The sequence below is a fragment of the Blautia sp. OF03-13 genome, from assembly GCF_003460685.1.
In the GTDB taxonomy this organism is placed as follows: domain Bacteria; phylum Bacillota; class Clostridia; order Lachnospirales; family Lachnospiraceae; genus Fusicatenibacter; species Fusicatenibacter saccharivorans.
The window spans coordinates 120551-138417 of the sequence record NZ_QTVR01000004.1; the positions used below are offsets into that span (position 1 = coordinate 120551).

Sequence of the window (17867 nt, forward strand, 5' to 3'; positions counted from 1 at the left end):
GGGACTTCCTTGATTTGGTTAAATCATATTTGAAAACTTCTAAAGTGTCAGTCGACGTAGTTAGAAAAACAGCATCACCACTCCCAGCGCACAGAGCAAAATTCCCGTCATGCGGTTCAGCATTTTCACATTTGCCCCGTTGGCCCATTTCGCTCCAATCTGTGCAAAGACCAGGGTACTGATGACACAGGCAATCAGAATTGGAATGTCCGGCGCGCGCCGATATAAAAATGAGAGATTGCACCGGTCAGAGCTGTAAAGGTCATAATAAAGACGCTCGTTCCAACTGCTGTTTTCAGCTCATATCCGAGCACGCTGGTCAGCACCAGAAGCAGCATCATGCCACCGCCTGCTCCGACAAATCCACAGATAAATCCAATCACAACACCGCAGAGAATCGACTGCTGGATTTTCTGTTTTTCTGATTTGTTTGCCTGTACTTCTTTCGTCGTCATGATCGGACGGATGATAAATTTCAGTCCGACAAACAGTGTCATCACTTTCGAAAATCCGCCCATGGTTCCATTTGGCACCAGCGAAGATACGAAGCTGCCGACCAGTGTAAAAATCAGAACAGATATCAGCATAATCACGCCATGGCGGATATCAATGTTTTTATTCTTTTTATAAGTCCAGGCACTTACTCCTGATGCCAGCACATCCGATGCCAGCGCAATGCCAATCGCCTGATAAGCCGGCATGTGTAAAAAGGTAATCAGCATCGGTGAAACAACGGCCGCTGCGGAGAGTCCCGCAAGTCCCGTGCCAAGGCCGGCGCCAAGACCAGCCACAATACATACGATAAGTTGTGTTATTGTCATAGTTTTTCTGTCATCCGCTTAGATCCGTTGCACTTTTCCTGTACTTTTCCATTTAGGGGCAGATGACTGTTTTCCTCCTCTTTCTGTTTTTGTTTTGTCTTATTTTTCTATTATGTTCTTCTCTCTGGCTTTCAGCGTTTTTATTTTTCCGTCACGTTCCTCCGAATCAGCTCGCATAATCTGAGAAATTCTTCCCTGTCTTCTCTGGAAATTCCGGAAAACAACGATTCTCCAAACGCTCTCTGGCAATCCTGTCCAAAGCGGATAATTTCTGATGCACTTTCTTCTAGCTTCAAATGCACTTTCTTGCGATCCGCCGCATCTGTTTCTTTTTGAATGTATCCTTTTTCACACAGCTTGTTCACTGCCAGTGAAACATGCGATTTCTGCATTTTCCGCACACGCACAATATCCACTGCAAGATCAAACTGGCTGTTATTCGCAAGAAACAGCAGAACATCCACTTCCGCAGCTGACAGATCATAACGCACCATGACCTTTTTTCGGTACTGGTTGTATTTTCGTTCTACCTCCACTGCAAATTGCCATTGTTCATCAAACATACTTTTTCACCTTCTTTTTTAACTTGATATTCTTATTTGTTCTATTTTGAACTTTTTTGTATAATAGTTCTTTTTTGAACATTTGTCAAGGAGTGTACACGGAAAACGTTCGAACTTATAAATCTAAAGTATTTTTATAAAGTGCAGAAAATTATATTCTTGACTCTATAATTATTGTAGGGTTTACTATAATCGTAACATTCTACAACAGGAGGTTTCCCTATCATGGAACGAAACTTAACAACCGGCAGTATCTGGAAAAATATTTTCTATTTTTCGCTGCCTTATCTCTTATCGTATTTTCTGCAGACGCTCTACGGCATGGCAGATCTTTTCATCATCGGTCAGTTTGACGGTGCGGCCGGTACAACAGCCGTTTCCATCGGCAGTCAGGTTATGCATATGATTACCGTTATCATCGTGGGACTTGCCATGGGAACGACTGTCAGCATCGCGCAGGCCGTCGGCGCAAAAGATAAAAAGCAGGCATCACGCTGCACAGGAAATACCATCACTTTATTTCTCGGTGTTTCCGTCGTGCTGATGGTAATCCTGCTTCTTCTGGTAAAGCCGATCGTACTTGTGATGTCCACACCATCCGAAGCCGTTTCCGGCACCGTCGCTTATCTGACGATCTGTTTCATTGGTATTCCATTCATCACCGCGTATAATATCATCAGTTCCATCTTCCGTGGACTTGGTGATTCGAAAAGCCCGATGTACTTCATCGCAGTCGCATGTGCGGCCAATATCGCACTCGACTATCTCTTTATGGGCGCCCTGCATCTTGGTCCATCCGGTGCCGCGCTTGGAACCACGCTTTCCCAGACACTCAGCGTCATTCTGGCACTGATTGCGATCCGCAAACGTGATACTGGCATCCGTCTTACCCGGTCGGATCTCTCCCCTCAGACAGCTGTGATGGGACAGATTCTTAAAATCGGTGTTCCGATCGCCCTGCAGGATGGTTTTATTCAGATCGCCTTTATCATCATTACCATCATCGCTAACCGGCGCGGTCTGGAAGCAGCGGCTGCAGTCGGTATTGTAGAGAAAATCATCAGCTTCCTGTTCCTGATTCCATCTTCCATGCTTTCCACTGTTTCGGCGCTCGGCGCGCAGAACATCGGTGCTGGAAAGCAGAAGCGTGCCGAACAGACCATGTGGTGTGCTGCACTGATTGCTGTCGTTTTCGGACTGATCGTCGCTATTACGATTCAGTTTATTTCCGTTCCTGTGGTCGGTCTTTTCACAACAGATGCGGAGGTTGCACGCCTCGGCGGTCAGTATATCCGCGGTTATATCTGGGACTGCATTTTTGCTGGAGTCCACTTCACCTTCAGCGGCTATTTCTGTGCCTGCGGACGGTCGGAATTTTCCTTCCTGCACAATATCATTGCCATTCTGCTTGTTAGAATCCCCGGTGTGTATCTGACTTCCATCTGGTTCCCGGACACGCTGTTCCCGATGGGCATTACAACGGCATGTGGATCTCTGACCTCTATTATCCTCTGCCTGCTGGTGTTTCGGTACTTAAAGAAGAAACCGATTCGTACTGCTGTATAAATTTTCTTTGGAGATATCTTTATGACAGACGATCGCAGGAAATCACCTTAATTAACAACGGAATGACAAGCGATCCGGAAAAATTTGTAACGGAGATCCGAATCCCGATTCGACCTCGGATTCTTTGTGATTCGGTGCACGCAGACTGTACGCCTGCGTCATGCGGTTTACCTCCTCGAGGTTTCCGCTTTTTTCTTTTTTTACTTTACTACGCTAAAGTTCGTCCCGCAAGCCCCCGTGGGGGTTATTTTTTCAGATTTTTTACAATTCTTTTTGTTCACTTTTACCGATTTTTTATGAACATTTTGTTTAAATTTAAAGGGTGACTTTTTAACATTTATATGGTATTCTATAGACAACACAGACGGATATCCCGGTGTCGGGATTCCGTACACACACTATCTCGAGGACAGGATTCCTGTCCGATCCGCGGCCGCCTGCACGTCATCGGGTCGCCGCGGTTTTTTCTACAGAAAAAAGCCCTCCGGGCAGGATTCTTTCTTAATTGTAGTGCCAAAACCGGCCCTTTACGGGTTCTGGCTGTATTCTGGCTGTATTTTCGAGTATTGGTGTGAATTTCATCTTGACGAGAAGGAGACTCTCTTATGAGCACAGAGAACTTAGAACACGAAGATCAAAACAAAACAACGGAACCGATCATCGATATCCTGGGCAATGAAGCGCCCGCTGATCCGGAACAGGAAATTGTTTCCCAGGGTGTCCACAACTACAGCGCCGCTGAAACGTATGTGCGTCCGACCGATCCGGCTGTTCTGCAGCAGCTCGAATGGTTCCGGGATCAGAAGCTTGCGCTGATGATGCATTTTGGATTGTACTGCCAGCCCGGCATGGTTGCCTCCTGGGCATTAAGCGACAAGGATTCAGACTGGTCCCGCCACCAGGTAAACTGGACGGACGGCGAAACCTTTAAAAAACAGTATTTCGGCCTGAATCGTTCGTTTAATCCGGTCCGCTTTCAGCCGGAGGAATGGGCGCAGATGGCAGAGGACTGCGGATTCCGTTATCTTCTTCTGACCACAAAGCATCACGACGGATTCTGCCTCTGGGACACCAAATATACAGATTATAAAACAACTGCAGGGGACTGCCCGTTCCATGAACATAAAAATGCGGATATCGTAAAATCCATGTTTGATGCATTCCGTGCAAAAGGCATCGGCATCGGTGCTTATTTTTCCAAAGCCGACTGGCACTGCCCGGACTACTGGAATGAAGATCTGAGAAAAGATGGTCTGACATCCCGCGGACCTTCCTACGATCCGAAGGAATATCCCAACGTGTGGAACCGTTTTAAAGAATATACAAAAAATCAGGTTCTGGAGCTCTGTGAGAATTACGGTAAGCTGGATATTCTCTGGTTCGACGCGGGCTGGGTCTCTGAGAGCAACGGCCAGGATATTGAGCTTGGAGAGATCGTTGAGGAAGCACGTAAGATTCAGCCGTGGATTCTCTCCGTTGACCGTACAATCGGCGGCGCTTACGAAAACTACGTGACACCGGAGCTCTGCATTCCGGAAGAACCGCTGAACGTTCCGTGGGAAAGCTGCCTTACCCTCGGCGTTGACTTTACGTACGAATACGGCGATCATTATAAATCTCCGCGTGAGCTTGTCGGCATGCTTGTCAACATCGTTGCCAAAGGCGGCAACATGGCACTGAACGTCAGCCCACAGCCAGACGGCCGCATCCCGGTCGATGCCTGGGACAGCCTGAACGGTTTTGGCCAGTGGATGAAAACCTTCGGCGATGCTATCTACGGAACCCGCGTCTGCGCGCCGTACCAGAGCGGAACCCTTTCGTTCACACAGAAAGGTGATTCAGTCTATGTATTCCGGTTATATCCGACGGTACAGGAATCGGTAGAGGCAGAAATTTTCGTACCGTATACCGAGACGAAGATTTCGGAGATCTGTATGGTGGAAAACGGAGAAAATGTTGCATTCAAAGAAGTCGAAGGCGGCCTTTGTATGACCGTCCCGGCAGGATACAGACGAGGCTCCGCACCGATTGCGCTGGTGTTTGAGATGAAGAAAGAGCGGTAAATTTTTAATAATCGAAAAGGGCTGTACAGTGTGACTGTTCAGCCCTTTTCATAATTATTAAGATACCTTGGAAAAACCTGTTACTTTTTACAATTTAAAATTTGCTTTTCATTAGAGCGTGTCTGAAAAAAGCTTTTCGTGAGCTCTGGTAGCTATATGGAAGAGCTCCACCTTTTACAGTCAAACGATGACAACGCACATTTTTTTACGCCAAGATCGATGTATCCCAAACAAAAGGGGGGCGATTTCAAATCGCGACTTATATGTTCTGTTCTCATTCTACTGTTTATCAGATTTTCCTTAATATTTATCTTATTTTTTTTGTATTTTTATCACCGATTCGGCAGATGGATTAATCTTCACCAAGATACCCTCTTCCAACTCCAGATAACCTTCCGTAAAATACAGACCTTCTCTCGCAGTCACTTTTGTTAATGTTCTTCCGTTTACGATAGCTTCTGTATTTTTCCAATGAATTCCCGCCAGCATTACATAAAGCTCTACTGTTTTTCCTGAAATTTGGAGCTGTATAGTTTCGCCATTTTTTTTCATGTCACAACATGTTTTGGCACCTGATCTCTCATACAGTGTTTCTTTTACGATGCTGTCATTCTGCGGCACCACAGCCAAAATCATTTCTGTTTCCGATTCGCTCATGCTTTCTCCAAGTTTCAGATTCTCATTCAGTCGAAGTGGAAGAAAACTTCCTTCTCGAACGTACACCGGTATTTTATCAATTGGCACCTCAACGCTCCTCTGCACCGGACCGGAAATTTCATCATTTAAATTCCACAGACTAATCCACCGTCCCTTAGGAAAATAGATTTCCCGCTCTTCTGTTTCATCAGAAACCGGCGCAACCAGAAGATTTTCTCCGAAAAGATATTCGTCCCACACCTTTGTTGCTTCCTGATCTTCTGGATATATCATCGCAAGCGGACGCATCATCGGTATTCCCAATTTATGAGCTTCTGCTGCTACACTTACAATATATGGACGAAGATTTTCCCGCAGCCACGCATAATAACGATAAACTTTCACTGTAAAAGCATCGTATTCCCACGGCTCTCTCGGCTCCGTTCCATGGAAACGCATCAATGGACAAAATGCAGCATACTCTGTCCACCGGAGATATGTTTCCTGATCTGGGAATCCATCATAACCTCCCGCATCAACACCCCAGAATGGAAGTCCAGAAGCAGCTGCAGAAAGGCCTCCTGCAATCGCATATTTCAGTCCCTGGAAACTGGTCAGCTGATCCCCGCCGAACTGACACGCAAAGTGTTGAGATCCGGGTGCAGCGCCTCTTGTATAAAGAACATGGTCATCTCCATATTTTTGTTCAAATAACTCTCTATAATTTTTCGCATACTGATAGGCATACGCGTTATGCATCTCATCGCCGCGTCTTCCATCATAAAAAACTGCCTCGTCCGGTACAACATCTCCAAAGTCAACCATACTTCCACGAATACCTGCATCCATACGATCCTTCCACTGTGCTGCCAGAAGCTCTTTCGCACGCGGATGGGAGAAATCGATATACACCGGAAGTTTTTCTTCCTCATCATTTTTATTTCTCGTAATCGGAAGCTCCTCCTTCGGGCATTCCGGCAACAATTCCTGCGCCAATTCCTGCGTCATATTAGGGAACTGCCAGGAAAACACCTTGAATCCATGACGTTCTCCAAACGATACAACTTTGTATAATTCCTCTTTTTTATATTCTCCATAAAAGGTAGCTCCTGCTCCTTCTGCATAAAAGCCGGAATGCGGAATATCGAGTTCATGGAATTTTTTCATTGCCGCCATCTGCTCCAGCGCAATATCCTGTAACGGACCGTTTCTCCATCTTCCGCCGCCACCGCCAGCCCATGGTTCAAATACCCATTCCGGTGGGAAAATCGGAAGCCCTGTGAGCGTTCCGTAAGCAGTCATCGCCTCACGTGGTGTTCCGCTCCAAATATAAAAATCAAAAACATCTCCAAGTGCTTCCACCGAAAGATAGTCTTGCACAGCATCTCCCACATCCATCCGCATCCGATACGAAGTATTTGCAAAAAAGCTGAAACCGTCACTTGTATGTACCAACGGAATATTTTTATACGCCTGATTTCCAATGGATGCAAGACATCCCTCACAAGCATCTCTCTGCCACAGCGCAACGGTTTTTCCATACTGATTTACGCTGTCAAAACGCTCTCCAAATCCATAAATGGCGCTGTTTTCATGAATTGAAAATTGAATTCGCGAAGCCGAAACACTTTCCTTTTCAAATATAAACGAAATATTTTTCAGATTTGTGATTGCTTTTCTATCAATAGAAATTTCCAGTGTTTCTTTCTGGAGTATCATCTCATGCTCTTTACTTCTGATTATATATGCATGCTCGGATTCTTCCATAGAAAATGCTTCCGGCTTTCCATCAAAGAAGCCTTTCTTTCCAGCGACCATTCGAAAACCACCGACTACAGGATAAATCATGAGCTCCCATGTTCTCTCTTTTGATTCAACACAAATCGTTACATGATCTTTCGTTTCCAGAACATGTCTAATTTCACTACATGATGTCCATTTTTCCAGATCCTGGTTTCCAAAGCTGTGATCCGCATACCACCATGCACTGCAAGTTCTTAAAAACGTGAGATAACGATCCAGCTCAGCAGCTGCTTCCTCCCATCGGTTTTCTCTTAACCGCTCATTCACTAAACGCTTTTCTACCCATGGATCCATCGGCTTCCATGGATTTGCAACTTCCTGGTTAAAGAAAAAGTCAAAACCTTCCAATGTCAGACTGTCCTGCCAGCGCTGTGCAATTCGGATTCTATCTATCAGATTTTTTCTCGTTGTTGGTTCTGCACTCTTTTGTAGCTGATAAATTTCCTTTCGTTCTTCCGTACTAGTTTTTTCCAACACTCCTGGTCTCTGCCAGTGGCAAATTCCGGACGGCATGACAAATACAATGCCGTTCTCCGTTTTTGTTTCCCCCTTTTCTCCAAAAGATACCTCAAGAAAAGTCTCTGGATCATATTCAAATCGATCCGAATAATTCACATTCAGATCTAATGGTGTTGGGCAGAGAATTTCACTTGACTGATGTTTTTTTCGATAGACTTGAAGATCAAAAGCCTCCTCTTTCTCCGGCTTTCCACCAAAAAGCATCCACGGTATTGCAAATAAAGCGTACCATCTGTCCTGCAGAATATCTACTGTTACAGAATACTGCTCTTTCGAAATTGCCGTTTTTTCTCCCTGGTCTTTTCCCTCTCCCAGATATGCCTGATCTCCGCTAAGATATGTCATTCCTTTTTCTACAAAAGCACTGCTACTGCCATCCCGTTTTGCTGTGAAAACTGCAAAATCCCTTCTTGAAAACTCTCTTCCTGAAAGTGCAACTTCTACTTGATCTTTTCGTTTTACTGTTAGCTCTGTAACGGTATTTTCTTCTTTCAAGATATGATGATTTTTTTCTTCCATGTTTTCAAACAAAACAAACAGCTTTTCTGCTGTATACAGAAGTTTACATCTTGTTGGTGTAACTGGAGACGGATTTCCTCCCGCGCGGAAAAAATCTCGTATCGTAGTCGCCTCTCCCCACTCCACAGAATCATATTTCAGATTCTCCGTTTTCTGTTCTTTTCCCAGAATAATTGATGAAACCCCAAATTTCAGTTTTCCCATAAAGAACTCCTTTCCCGCAGTTTTTTCAACTGCAGATTTCTTCTATTATTTCTCCATTTTTTCTGCACACAATGTAAAAATTTCCCTTTGAAATCAAAATTGATCTAGCGTTTTCGACTGTAATCTCTACTGTGTCATCACTGTCATTTACAAAAATTTCTATTATCTCCGTTTCATTTTCACGCGCAAAACCATATACGCGTCCATCTGCCAAAACTGTTGTAAACGAACCGTTTCGTATGGCAGAATGTTTTTTTCGAAACTGAATCAGTTTCTGATAAAAACGAAAACTCTCTTTTTCTTCCGGATTTTCTTGCCACGTCATACACTTTCGACAGTCCGGATCATTTTCTCCGTCAATTCCTGCTTCGTCCCCATAATAAATGGACGGCGAACCCGGAAACATCATCTGCACAACAACACCAAGTTTAAAGGAATCTAACCGATGACTACAACTGTTGATAAAACGCTTGGTATCATGTGTGTCCAATGCATTAAACATAGCCATATTCGTTTCATCAGGATGTCGTGACAATGCAGTTTCCAACCTATGACCAAATGTTTCGGCGTTAATACTCCGTTCTGCAAAAAAGTCCAGCATTGCCTGGCGGAAAGAATAATTCATAATACTGTCCATTTCACATCCATTCAGCAGTCGTTTTCCCTCTGCCCATGTCTCACCAATCAGAACAAGTTCCGGGTTCAGACGTTTGAGTCGGTCTCTGATTTTGAGAACAAAATTCTCATCCATTTCATCAATCACATCAAAGCGATATCCATCCACTTGTACTTCCCGTACCCAGTATTCCAGTACATTCAAAAGATACTCCTGTACCTTCTCGTTTCCTGTATTCAGTTTTGGCATGCCAGCAAATCCAAAAAAACATTCATAACAGTCTGCCTCTTCCCGTACCGGAAAACGAGTAATATGATACCAGCTCTGATACTCTGATTTTTCCTGATTTTTTAAAAGATCAGCAAATGCAAAAAAATCTGTTCCAGTATGATTAAACACAGCATCTAAAATAACCCTTATGTTTTTTTCATGTGCTTCTTTGACCAGAACTCGCAGATCTTCATTGATTCCAAAATGAGGATCTACTTTATAGTAATCCGTCGTATCGTATTTATGATTTGAAGGAGACGTAAACACCGGGTTCAAATAAATACATTCCACTCCAAGCTCTGCCAGATAGCTAAGCGATTTTCGGATTCCATCCAGATTTCCGCCCATAAAGTTGGAAGCTGTCGGTTTACTTCCCCACGCCACACAGTTCTCCGGCGCATACGACGGATTTCCTTTGCGGAAGCGCTCTGGAAATATCTGATAGTAAATCGTTCCCTGACTCCATTTGGGTGGCATATACTCCACAAAACACTTATTGGCATATGCATATTCGAAAAAACCAGAATCCGGACATTTTTCGACTGTGCCCCACGCATTATACCAACGCGTATCCCCGTTTTTTCCCGTCACTCGAAAATAATATTGAAGATATCTCGCCGGCTTTTGAAAAGAAACCACTGCCGTATATACAACCGATTTTCCTAAGTGGTACTGCTCTGACATCCTTTCTTCTTTCGTTGTTTCTTCTCTGTGATTCTTATGAAAATAAACCAACGTACACGTTTCTATGTCCCCACTCGCTGCCCGGAAAGAAAATCTCAGATGAAACCGATCCGGTGCATAAATTTCCGGGTACATCCCGCTGTGATAAAAAGCAGCCAGATTCATACTAACTCCTTTCCGAAAGTTTCAGTACCCGGCATCCATGTGGCGGAAGCATGGTATGAAAGCTCTTCATTTCTCCGAGATCTTCATGCATCCAAAGATCCCTGACACTGGCAGCTCTGCACAACAACACTTGTTTAAAATCAATCTCTACTTCTTTTTCTTCTGCATCTCTATTAAATACGGAAAGAATGATCTCTCCTGTTGCTTCTTTTCCAATCCAGATGGTACTGTCCGGATTGTTGGTATCCGTTGACAATGGGAAGGATAAAATTTCTTTTTTATTCAACGCAAGAAGTTCCTCATTCTGATAAATCCATGCCCGATCTTTGATCGTATCATACTGATCTGCGATATCCAGCGGCGCTCCCGCAATCAGTTCCAGCGATACAGCCGATTTGCACTCCTCATCATTTGCAAAGGTATTCAGGCGAAGCATATCCGCATCCATGATCATGTTGTGGTCAGCAAAAATTTTTGACCAGTAAATCAGGCCTTCAAATGCTGTCGTGCACTGAGACCAATAATCAAAATGCAGTCCTCTGTTTCGATCACTAAAAGTATCCCAGCCTCCCGTACCGGAGTCTTCGTTAATACGCGCCATCTGTCCCATGCCAAACTCATTCTCACCATTGTTTTTCAAATGCGGCATAACAAGACTGATCATTATCTGATCCCCTGCTGCTTCCTTGATCCATTCGAGAACTTTTCGGTAATTTGCTGATCCATGATTTCTGCCAATCTGCTTTCCTTTATCCATTCCATCTTCGTACCAGGAAAGAAAATCAATTCGTAAAAAAGCTACATGGCAGTCAATAAAATACTTTACATATCCTTGCACATACTCTTTTGCTCCAGAACGATCTACATCCACCCAATACAATGCTCGATCTTCTCCATTTGGATAAGAAAAACGATCCCCCGTTATTTTTTTCTCATTTTCTCCATTATAAACATACGACAAATCTGTAATTTCCCGCACCGGAATATTTGTTCCTTTGACCAAAATTTCTTTGTTCTTTACCGCTGCCGGGCTGATCCAGGTCGGATTGTAGTAAACGCCGAGAGCCATTCCTCTCTCATTCAGATAGTCTGCCCAATATTTCCAATCATGCTTCCATGAATCATGATGACGAGTTAGATATCCATTTTCATTGATGCAGAAAGAATCCTCGATCCATCCATCTGTGCATACCATCTCGTATCCATATGGAACAAATTCCTTTGCTACCCAATCAATATTTTCTTTGAACCGTTCTTCTGGCATAAAAGTATTTTCAGTAAACTGTTTCTCATAGGTACACCAGTAAAGGGGTCCTGTTCTTTTATCTAATTTCAATCTCATGTAAAAACCCTCCTGTGTTTTTACCTACGCTCAGAATCCTATTCCAAACGCAGATATATAACAGAAAACACCAATAATTTGTCCAATTCAAATATAATTTCCTGTCTTTGATCATCCCCTAGTTTTACTTTATAATACACTTCTTCTGGCTCCTGAATTTCACCGTCCGGTGTCACAACGTATATTTGTTTCTTTTCTCCCGGAAGTTTTGCCTTCACTTTTATCTTTTCTACACGCTGTGGGAATTCCTCATGTGTTCTATTCCAGTTCATGTCCGAAATTCCCGTAAAATTCACACATCGTATTGAAAATTCTCGTCCTCTCTTATAAATTTGAATCCATACCTTTCCTGCTTCCGGATACGGTGACCAATCAACATTTCCGAATATAAATTCTGAGTTGATTCCTCCTGCATACTGCATCGTCAGATCCGTCCAACTTTCCGGAAATAAAAGTCCGCCGTACGCGGTAATAAAATCATAATATTTTTTCAATGCTTTTCGGAACGAATGTTCCCCGATTCTGCAGTTGTCTGGATAATATGCCTCTGTCAGAACACTTCCTTCCTCGCCCAATAGAAGATGGTATCCGCCAGAAGCGAAAATTGTTGCCATTGCAAGCTGCGCTGTAGATCCATTCAAATTCCTTTCTGGTTCTGTTTTAAACGGATTCAAATATGCTGCCAGAATCACCCTCTTTTCATCCTTTGTTCCCCGAGCATGCGCAATCAAACGATATAGATCTCTATAAGTATCATTTGGCGACCAGACTTCTATATAAACACAATCTTCGCGACTCTTTTTTACCGAATCTACCGGCCAGTTATTTACTGCATTAAAAATGAACTGTTTTTCCGGGTATTTTTCTTTTGTTTCATTGATTAAATCGCCAAAATCATCCGCCAGATCTCGAATGACATATTTTCCATTTTCCAAAATTAATGCCTCTTTCGGATCTCCGTATTGATCCATATGTACGCCATCAAAACCTTTTTCCAGCGCTTTTCCATATTCCTGTAAAATCCATTTTCTCCACGCCGTTCCCCTGTGAATATCCATCAACCATATTTTGTCAATGAAAATCATTGGTTTTCCATTATCGTACCGATAGCTGCATTCCGGATGTTCTTCCTGAAATGATTCTGCACCATAAACAGCGCCATATGCTATTGCCTTGGCACCGCAAGCGTGCACTCCTTCGATTTTTTTCGCAACAGCAGTCATCGAACCTTTTCTTCCCATGATATCTGTATAAATATCACTCTCCGGATAAAACTCATCATGGTGGTACATCCAGTCATAAAACTGAATCACATTCAAGTGCATTTCCCTGAAAAATTCCTGATACTCTTCTTTTTGTTTATCTTCCTCAGAAAAACTGCTAAGAAATCCATATCTTGGAGCTTCTGTCCAGCAATTCACAACATCAAATGCCGTGTAACAGCTCCCTAGTTTTTCAGTCTTTTGAAAAAATTCTATTTTTACCAGATATCCACCCGTTTTTTCTGAAATGCTTTCCGCAAGTGGAATATACACTCCTTGTTCTAGGGTACATTCCATTTTCAGATTTTCTCCCTGATACGTAAACAACGAAACTTTCACGTGATTTGCTTTCGTCGGCCCTGTTTTTCTTATTTCCAGATAGACTCTTTCCCCAATTTCATACTGCGTTTTATTAGGTATTACATAAAACCCTGTATTTTCCATCTTCCACCCTCTCTTTCCATGAAATGTTTCGTTTGTTTTTGAAAAAGTCCCCTCTTCGAAATTAAACCGAAGACGGGACTTTCTCTCAAGAATCTTCGCGAGGATCACTTCGTCATTTTGATACTATTGTTCTTTGTGAACTACATGAATTTCTGTTTTTTCCAATTTCGGAACACTGACAATAACTGCTGTATCCTCTCTCCAATACCAACCGGAACCATAATTCAACGCATTCAAGGACGCACCTTCTGAAAGAGAAATTCCATTCAACTCCAGACTTTCTGGCTTTCTGTCAAAACCAAGAAGAACAATAAATTCTGTCTCGGATGCATGGCGAAGCATAAAGAAATCTTCACCCGTTTGGCCCAAAATATTGTATTCAATTTCTTTTCCATCCGCATACCGTTTGCCTGAGGTTTCATTTAAAGCTCGGCTCATAAGAACTGTATTCTTTTTTTCATATGTCATGCTTTGTCCAAGCTGCAATTCTCCATTCATAACAGACAGAATGCACGCTCCTTCCCGAATATAAACAGGAATTTTGTCAATTGGAACATCCACCTGAAGAATTCGGTTTCCACCAACCATCTTTCTGAAATCCAACAAATTGATCCATCTTCCTGCTGGGAAGTAAATTCTTCTCTGTTCCCCTTCTTGATGAACCGGAGCAGCTAACAGATCTGAACCATAAAAATATTCATCTTCCCAATAGACAGCCTCTTTATCCTTAGGAAATACCATTGGCAACGGTCTCATCATTGGTATGCCTGTTTTATGTGCCTCTTCCGCTGTATGAACCGAATATTTCAGAAGATTTTCTCTTAGCCATGCATAAAATTTATAAACAGATACTGCATATCGACTGTAAACCCACGGCTCTCTTGGGGTCACTCCATGGAAACGCATAATCGGTGAGAAAGCTGCAAATTCCGTCCAACGGAGATACGTTTCTTCATCTGCAAATCCTGAATAACCTCCTGCATCAACACCCCAGAATGGAAAACCGGAAGCCGCCAGTGTCAGGCCTCCATTCATTGCATAAGTCAGACCTCTAAAACTTGAAAGCTGGTCCCCACCAAACTGGCAGGAATACTTTTGAACACCCGCTGCCGCAGATCTTGAAAACAGCACGTGATCCTCTCCTTTATATTTTTCAAAGAGTTTTCGATACGCTTTTGTATAATCCAGCGCGTATGCGTTGTGCATTTCATCTCCCGTACGACCATCGTAAAACACTGCTTCATCTGGAATAATTTCTCCAAAATCCACCATAGTTCCATCAAAACCTGCATCCATTCGATCATGCCATTGGTTTTCCAGAAGTTCCTCTGCTCTTGGATGTGAAAAATCAATAGCACATGGAAGAACTTTTTCTCCATGATAACCCGGCGTTCTTGTAATTGGCAGATCTTCTTCCGCACAGTTCGGCAGAAGTTCCTTTGCCTGCTCCATATCCAGATGTGAAAACTGCCACGAAAAAACCCGCATCTTCTGTTGTTTTGTAAACGCAGCAATCTTATAAATTTCTTCTTTGTTGTAATGGTCTTCCCATTTCCAACCAGCACCCTCTGCATACAGGCCAGAATGTGGGATATCAAGATTTTTAAACTTCCGTACAACACCTTCCATCTCCTGGATTACATCGTGCGTCGGTCCGTCCATCCATCTGCCTACCCCACCGCCGGCCCACGGTTCAAACACCCACGCAGGCGGAAGCAGCGGTTTTCCGGTTAAGGCTGTATATTCCTCCATGTTTTCTAAGACGCTTCCCGTAAAAACATAAATATCTGCTTTGGGTCCTGCTGTTGTGATTCGAAGCCCTTTACTGACTCTTCCAATATCTGCTCTAATTCTGTAAAAACTGTTAATAAACAAAGAGTAACCTTTTGTAGAGTGTAAAAATGATACATTTTTGTAGGACTGATTTCCAATAGAACAATTACAACCTTCAAATGCATCTCTGTGCCACAAAGAAAGTACCCGACCTCTCTGGTTTACAGCATCAAATCGTTCGCCGAATCCATACACCATTTCTCTTTCCTGAAGTGGTTGGCACACATCGAAACCTTTGCTTCCTGCATAATCATAGAGCTTGAAGTTATCTGCATCCAATACAAATTTTTCATCTGCACAGATTTTCCAATCATCTCCCGCTGTAATCACAATCACAGAATGTGCTGTTTTGATCTGATATTCTCCCTCTATTTCTGAAAATGTATACGAAACTGCTTCGCTGTCAAAATCTCCTTTTTCTCTTGTATAAAAGCGAAAACCACGATTCTGTGGAATCAATACGGCATCGCAGGTGTTCAAACCATATTCGTACTTTAATACGATCTTATTCCCCTGATCTGAAACAGATTTCAGATGTGTGAATCCAATCCAGTTGTCTTCGTCTGCATCTCCAAGTGTGTGATCTGCATACCACCATGCCGTGAGCGTTCGGAAATAGCCAATCAAGACATCCAGTTCTCTGCAGGCTGTCGCAGTATCTCCTTTTCGAAGTGCTTCGTTGCAGAGACGTCTCTGTACCCAAGGATCCACTTTATCAAAAGAGTTTTCACATCTTGCATTTGGGAAGAAATCCATTCCTTCCAACATTAACACATCCTGCCATCTTTGTACGGTTATAATCCGATCTGGCAATTCATCCGGTGTTGTCGGTGTCAGCGATTTCTGCAAATGCATAATCTCAGCCCGCTCATTTATAGATGGCCATTCCAGTGTCGCCGGCCGCTGCCAATGCATCGTTCCATCCGGTAGGATCACGCAAGCACTGTTGGAATAGATAACCTGCGGTGTTCCTCCAGGTGTGCACTCAATAAAGCTTTCCGGATCAAAATCAAATCTGGACTCGTAATTTGCATTTAAATCCAACGGATTCAAAGCCAACACTTCACTGGTCTGATTCTTTTTCCGGTAAACCTGAAACTTAAAATATTTTTCCGGAAATCCACCGAACAGCTCCCATGGGATTCCAAACATGACACGCCAACAGTTTTTTTCTACAGCGATTTTGCATGTATATTTCCATGATGGGATTTCTGTTTTTACCGCATCATTTTTTTCGGTAAAGTAATCATTTAAAATTGCTTTATCGCCACCGAAATAGGTCATTCCCTTTTCCGTCCTGGCTCCCGCCTGTTTCTCTGTGTCTGCACAAAATACTGCGTAGTCTCGCTCTCCAAAATTTCCGCTGCTCAATGCAATTTCTATCTTATCTTTGCGAAGCATCCATTCTGTTTTCAGCACATTTTCATCAGACGGACGGGAAACCCTTGCCTCTTTTTCATAGCAAATCAGATACAGATACAGATTTTTCTGATCCCACATCATCCGTAGATTTGTACTTGAAACGGTCTCTCTTCCGCCTGCACTGTAAAATGTGTCCATTAACACCGCATGTTCCCATTCATTTAAATTCACAGGAATGGAAGGTACTGCCGAAACCGGTGCACCAAGTTCAACTGCTGCAATACCAAACGACTGTTTTTTTCTAGTTGTAATCATACTTCACCTCCCGGCTGAAATTTTGCAGAGAATCCGATATTATCCTTTTATGGAACCGTCCGTAATGCCCTGCTGCATAAACTGTTTCTGAAAAATAACAAACAATACAATAATCGGAATAATAACAATAACACTGGCAGCAAACATCAGGCCATAGTTCGTCGTATACTGTCCACGGAACAGTTGCAGTGCAACGGAAAGTGTTCTCTTGTTTGTCGATTTTGTAAAGGTAAGAATATCAAATAGGTTCGACCAGTATCCATTAAACGCCAATACTGCCTGTGTTGCAATTGCCGGTTTACTTAACGGAATAATGCAATGTAACAAGGTCTGAAACCTGGTTGCACCATCAAGGTACATGGACTCTTCCAGCTCTTTCGGCACTGCTTCAAAAAAACCTCTATAGAAGAAGGTGTTTCCTGCCACACAAGTGCCTCCCCACAGCAGCCAAATTCCTTTATAGGTATCAATCAGTTTCAATCCGTTTAAAACAGTGTACTGGGAGATCATAGCCAGCTGTGCCGGAATCATCATTGTGAGCAACAGCAAGTTAAAAATAGGCTCCTTTCCTGGAAACTGGAATCGTGAGAAAGAATATGCCATCGTGATCGAAATTAACAGATTTACGATAAGGCCCACTACAGACACGTATAGTGTGTTGAAAAAGTACGTCTGAAAATGGTTTGCAGTCCACGCTTTTACATAGTTTTCCAGATAAAGTGGAAAATTCGGAAATAAAATTGGCTCGTTCGGCAAAACACCTTTTACCTTCATAAATGAAGTCGAAATCATTGACAAAAAAGGAAGAAGGCATATTGCTGTCAACGCTACTAAAATCACATGAATACAGATCTGACTAATTATTTTCTTTTTCTTCATT

General features: G+C 43.0%; 9 protein-coding genes and 1 pseudogene. 2 read left to right on the plus strand and 8 right to left on the minus strand.

The genetic code is table 11. The annotated features are described in order from the left end of the window. Nucleotides 1-60: 60 nt before the first annotated feature. Both DXA55_RS04325 and DXA55_RS04330 read right to left on the minus strand, forming a co-directional pair. Nucleotides 61-821: pseudogene (locus DXA55_RS04325) on the minus strand (sulfite exporter TauE/SafE family protein). A gap of 140 nt (nucleotides 822-961) precedes the next feature. Then, nucleotides 962-1384 carry a MarR family winged helix-turn-helix transcriptional regulator gene (locus tag DXA55_RS04330; RefSeq protein ID WP_055226165.1) on the minus strand — a complete coding sequence of 141 codons (423 nt, stop codon included), beginning with the start codon at nucleotides 1382-1384 and terminating at the stop codon, nucleotides 962-964. A 225-nt stretch (nucleotides 1385-1609) separates the two neighbouring features. Here DXA55_RS04330 and DXA55_RS04335 point away from each other — a divergent pair, with 225 nt between their 5' ends. Both DXA55_RS04335 and DXA55_RS04340 read left to right on the plus strand, forming a co-directional pair. Beyond that, on the plus strand, nucleotides 1610-2950 hold the full coding sequence (locus DXA55_RS04335; RefSeq protein WP_117804471.1) for an MATE family efflux transporter: 1341 nt from the start codon (nucleotides 1610-1612) through the stop codon (nucleotides 2948-2950). Between the two features lie 605 nt (nucleotides 2951-3555). After that, nucleotides 3556-5013: an alpha-L-fucosidase gene (locus DXA55_RS04340; protein WP_117813107.1), complete on the plus strand. Its 1458-nt coding sequence runs from the start codon at nucleotides 3556-3558 to the stop codon at nucleotides 5011-5013. Nucleotides 5014-5325: 312 nt separating this feature from the next. Here DXA55_RS04340 and DXA55_RS04345 read toward each other — a convergent pair whose 3' ends face one another. The 6 genes from DXA55_RS04345 to DXA55_RS04370 all read right to left on the minus strand — a co-directional run bounded on the left by DXA55_RS04345 (nucleotide 5326) and on the right by DXA55_RS04370 (nucleotide 17866). Next, nucleotides 5326-8694: a TIM-barrel domain-containing protein gene (locus tag DXA55_RS04345; protein WP_117813109.1), complete on the minus strand. Its 3369-nt coding sequence runs from the start codon at nucleotides 8692-8694 to the stop codon at nucleotides 5326-5328. A gap of 25 nt (nucleotides 8695-8719) precedes the next feature. Next, nucleotides 8720-10429, minus strand: coding sequence for a glycoside hydrolase family 13 protein (locus DXA55_RS04350; protein WP_117813111.1), 1710 nt, complete (start codon nucleotides 10427-10429; stop codon nucleotides 8720-8722). A 1-nt stretch (nucleotide 10430) separates the two neighbouring features. Then, nucleotides 10431-11771, minus strand: a complete 1341-nt coding sequence (locus DXA55_RS04355; RefSeq protein WP_117813113.1) for an alpha-galactosidase — start codon at nucleotides 11769-11771, stop codon at nucleotides 10431-10433. Nucleotides 11772-11809: 38 nt separating this feature from the next. Then, nucleotides 11810-13477, minus strand: a complete 1668-nt coding sequence (locus DXA55_RS04360) for a glycoside hydrolase family 66 protein (RefSeq protein ID WP_117813114.1) — start codon at nucleotides 13475-13477, stop codon at nucleotides 11810-11812. A gap of 123 nt (nucleotides 13478-13600) precedes the next feature. Then, nucleotides 13601-16372 carry a TIM-barrel domain-containing protein gene (locus DXA55_RS04365; protein ID WP_442857658.1) on the minus strand — a complete coding sequence of 924 codons (2772 nt, stop codon included), beginning with the start codon at nucleotides 16370-16372 and terminating at the stop codon, nucleotides 13601-13603. 654 nt (nucleotides 16373-17026) lie between these two features. After that, a complete protein-coding gene (locus tag DXA55_RS04370; RefSeq protein ID WP_117801812.1) occupies nucleotides 17027-17866 on the minus strand; it encodes a carbohydrate ABC transporter permease in 840 nt (279 codons plus the stop codon). Nucleotide 17867 lies beyond the last annotated feature (1 nt).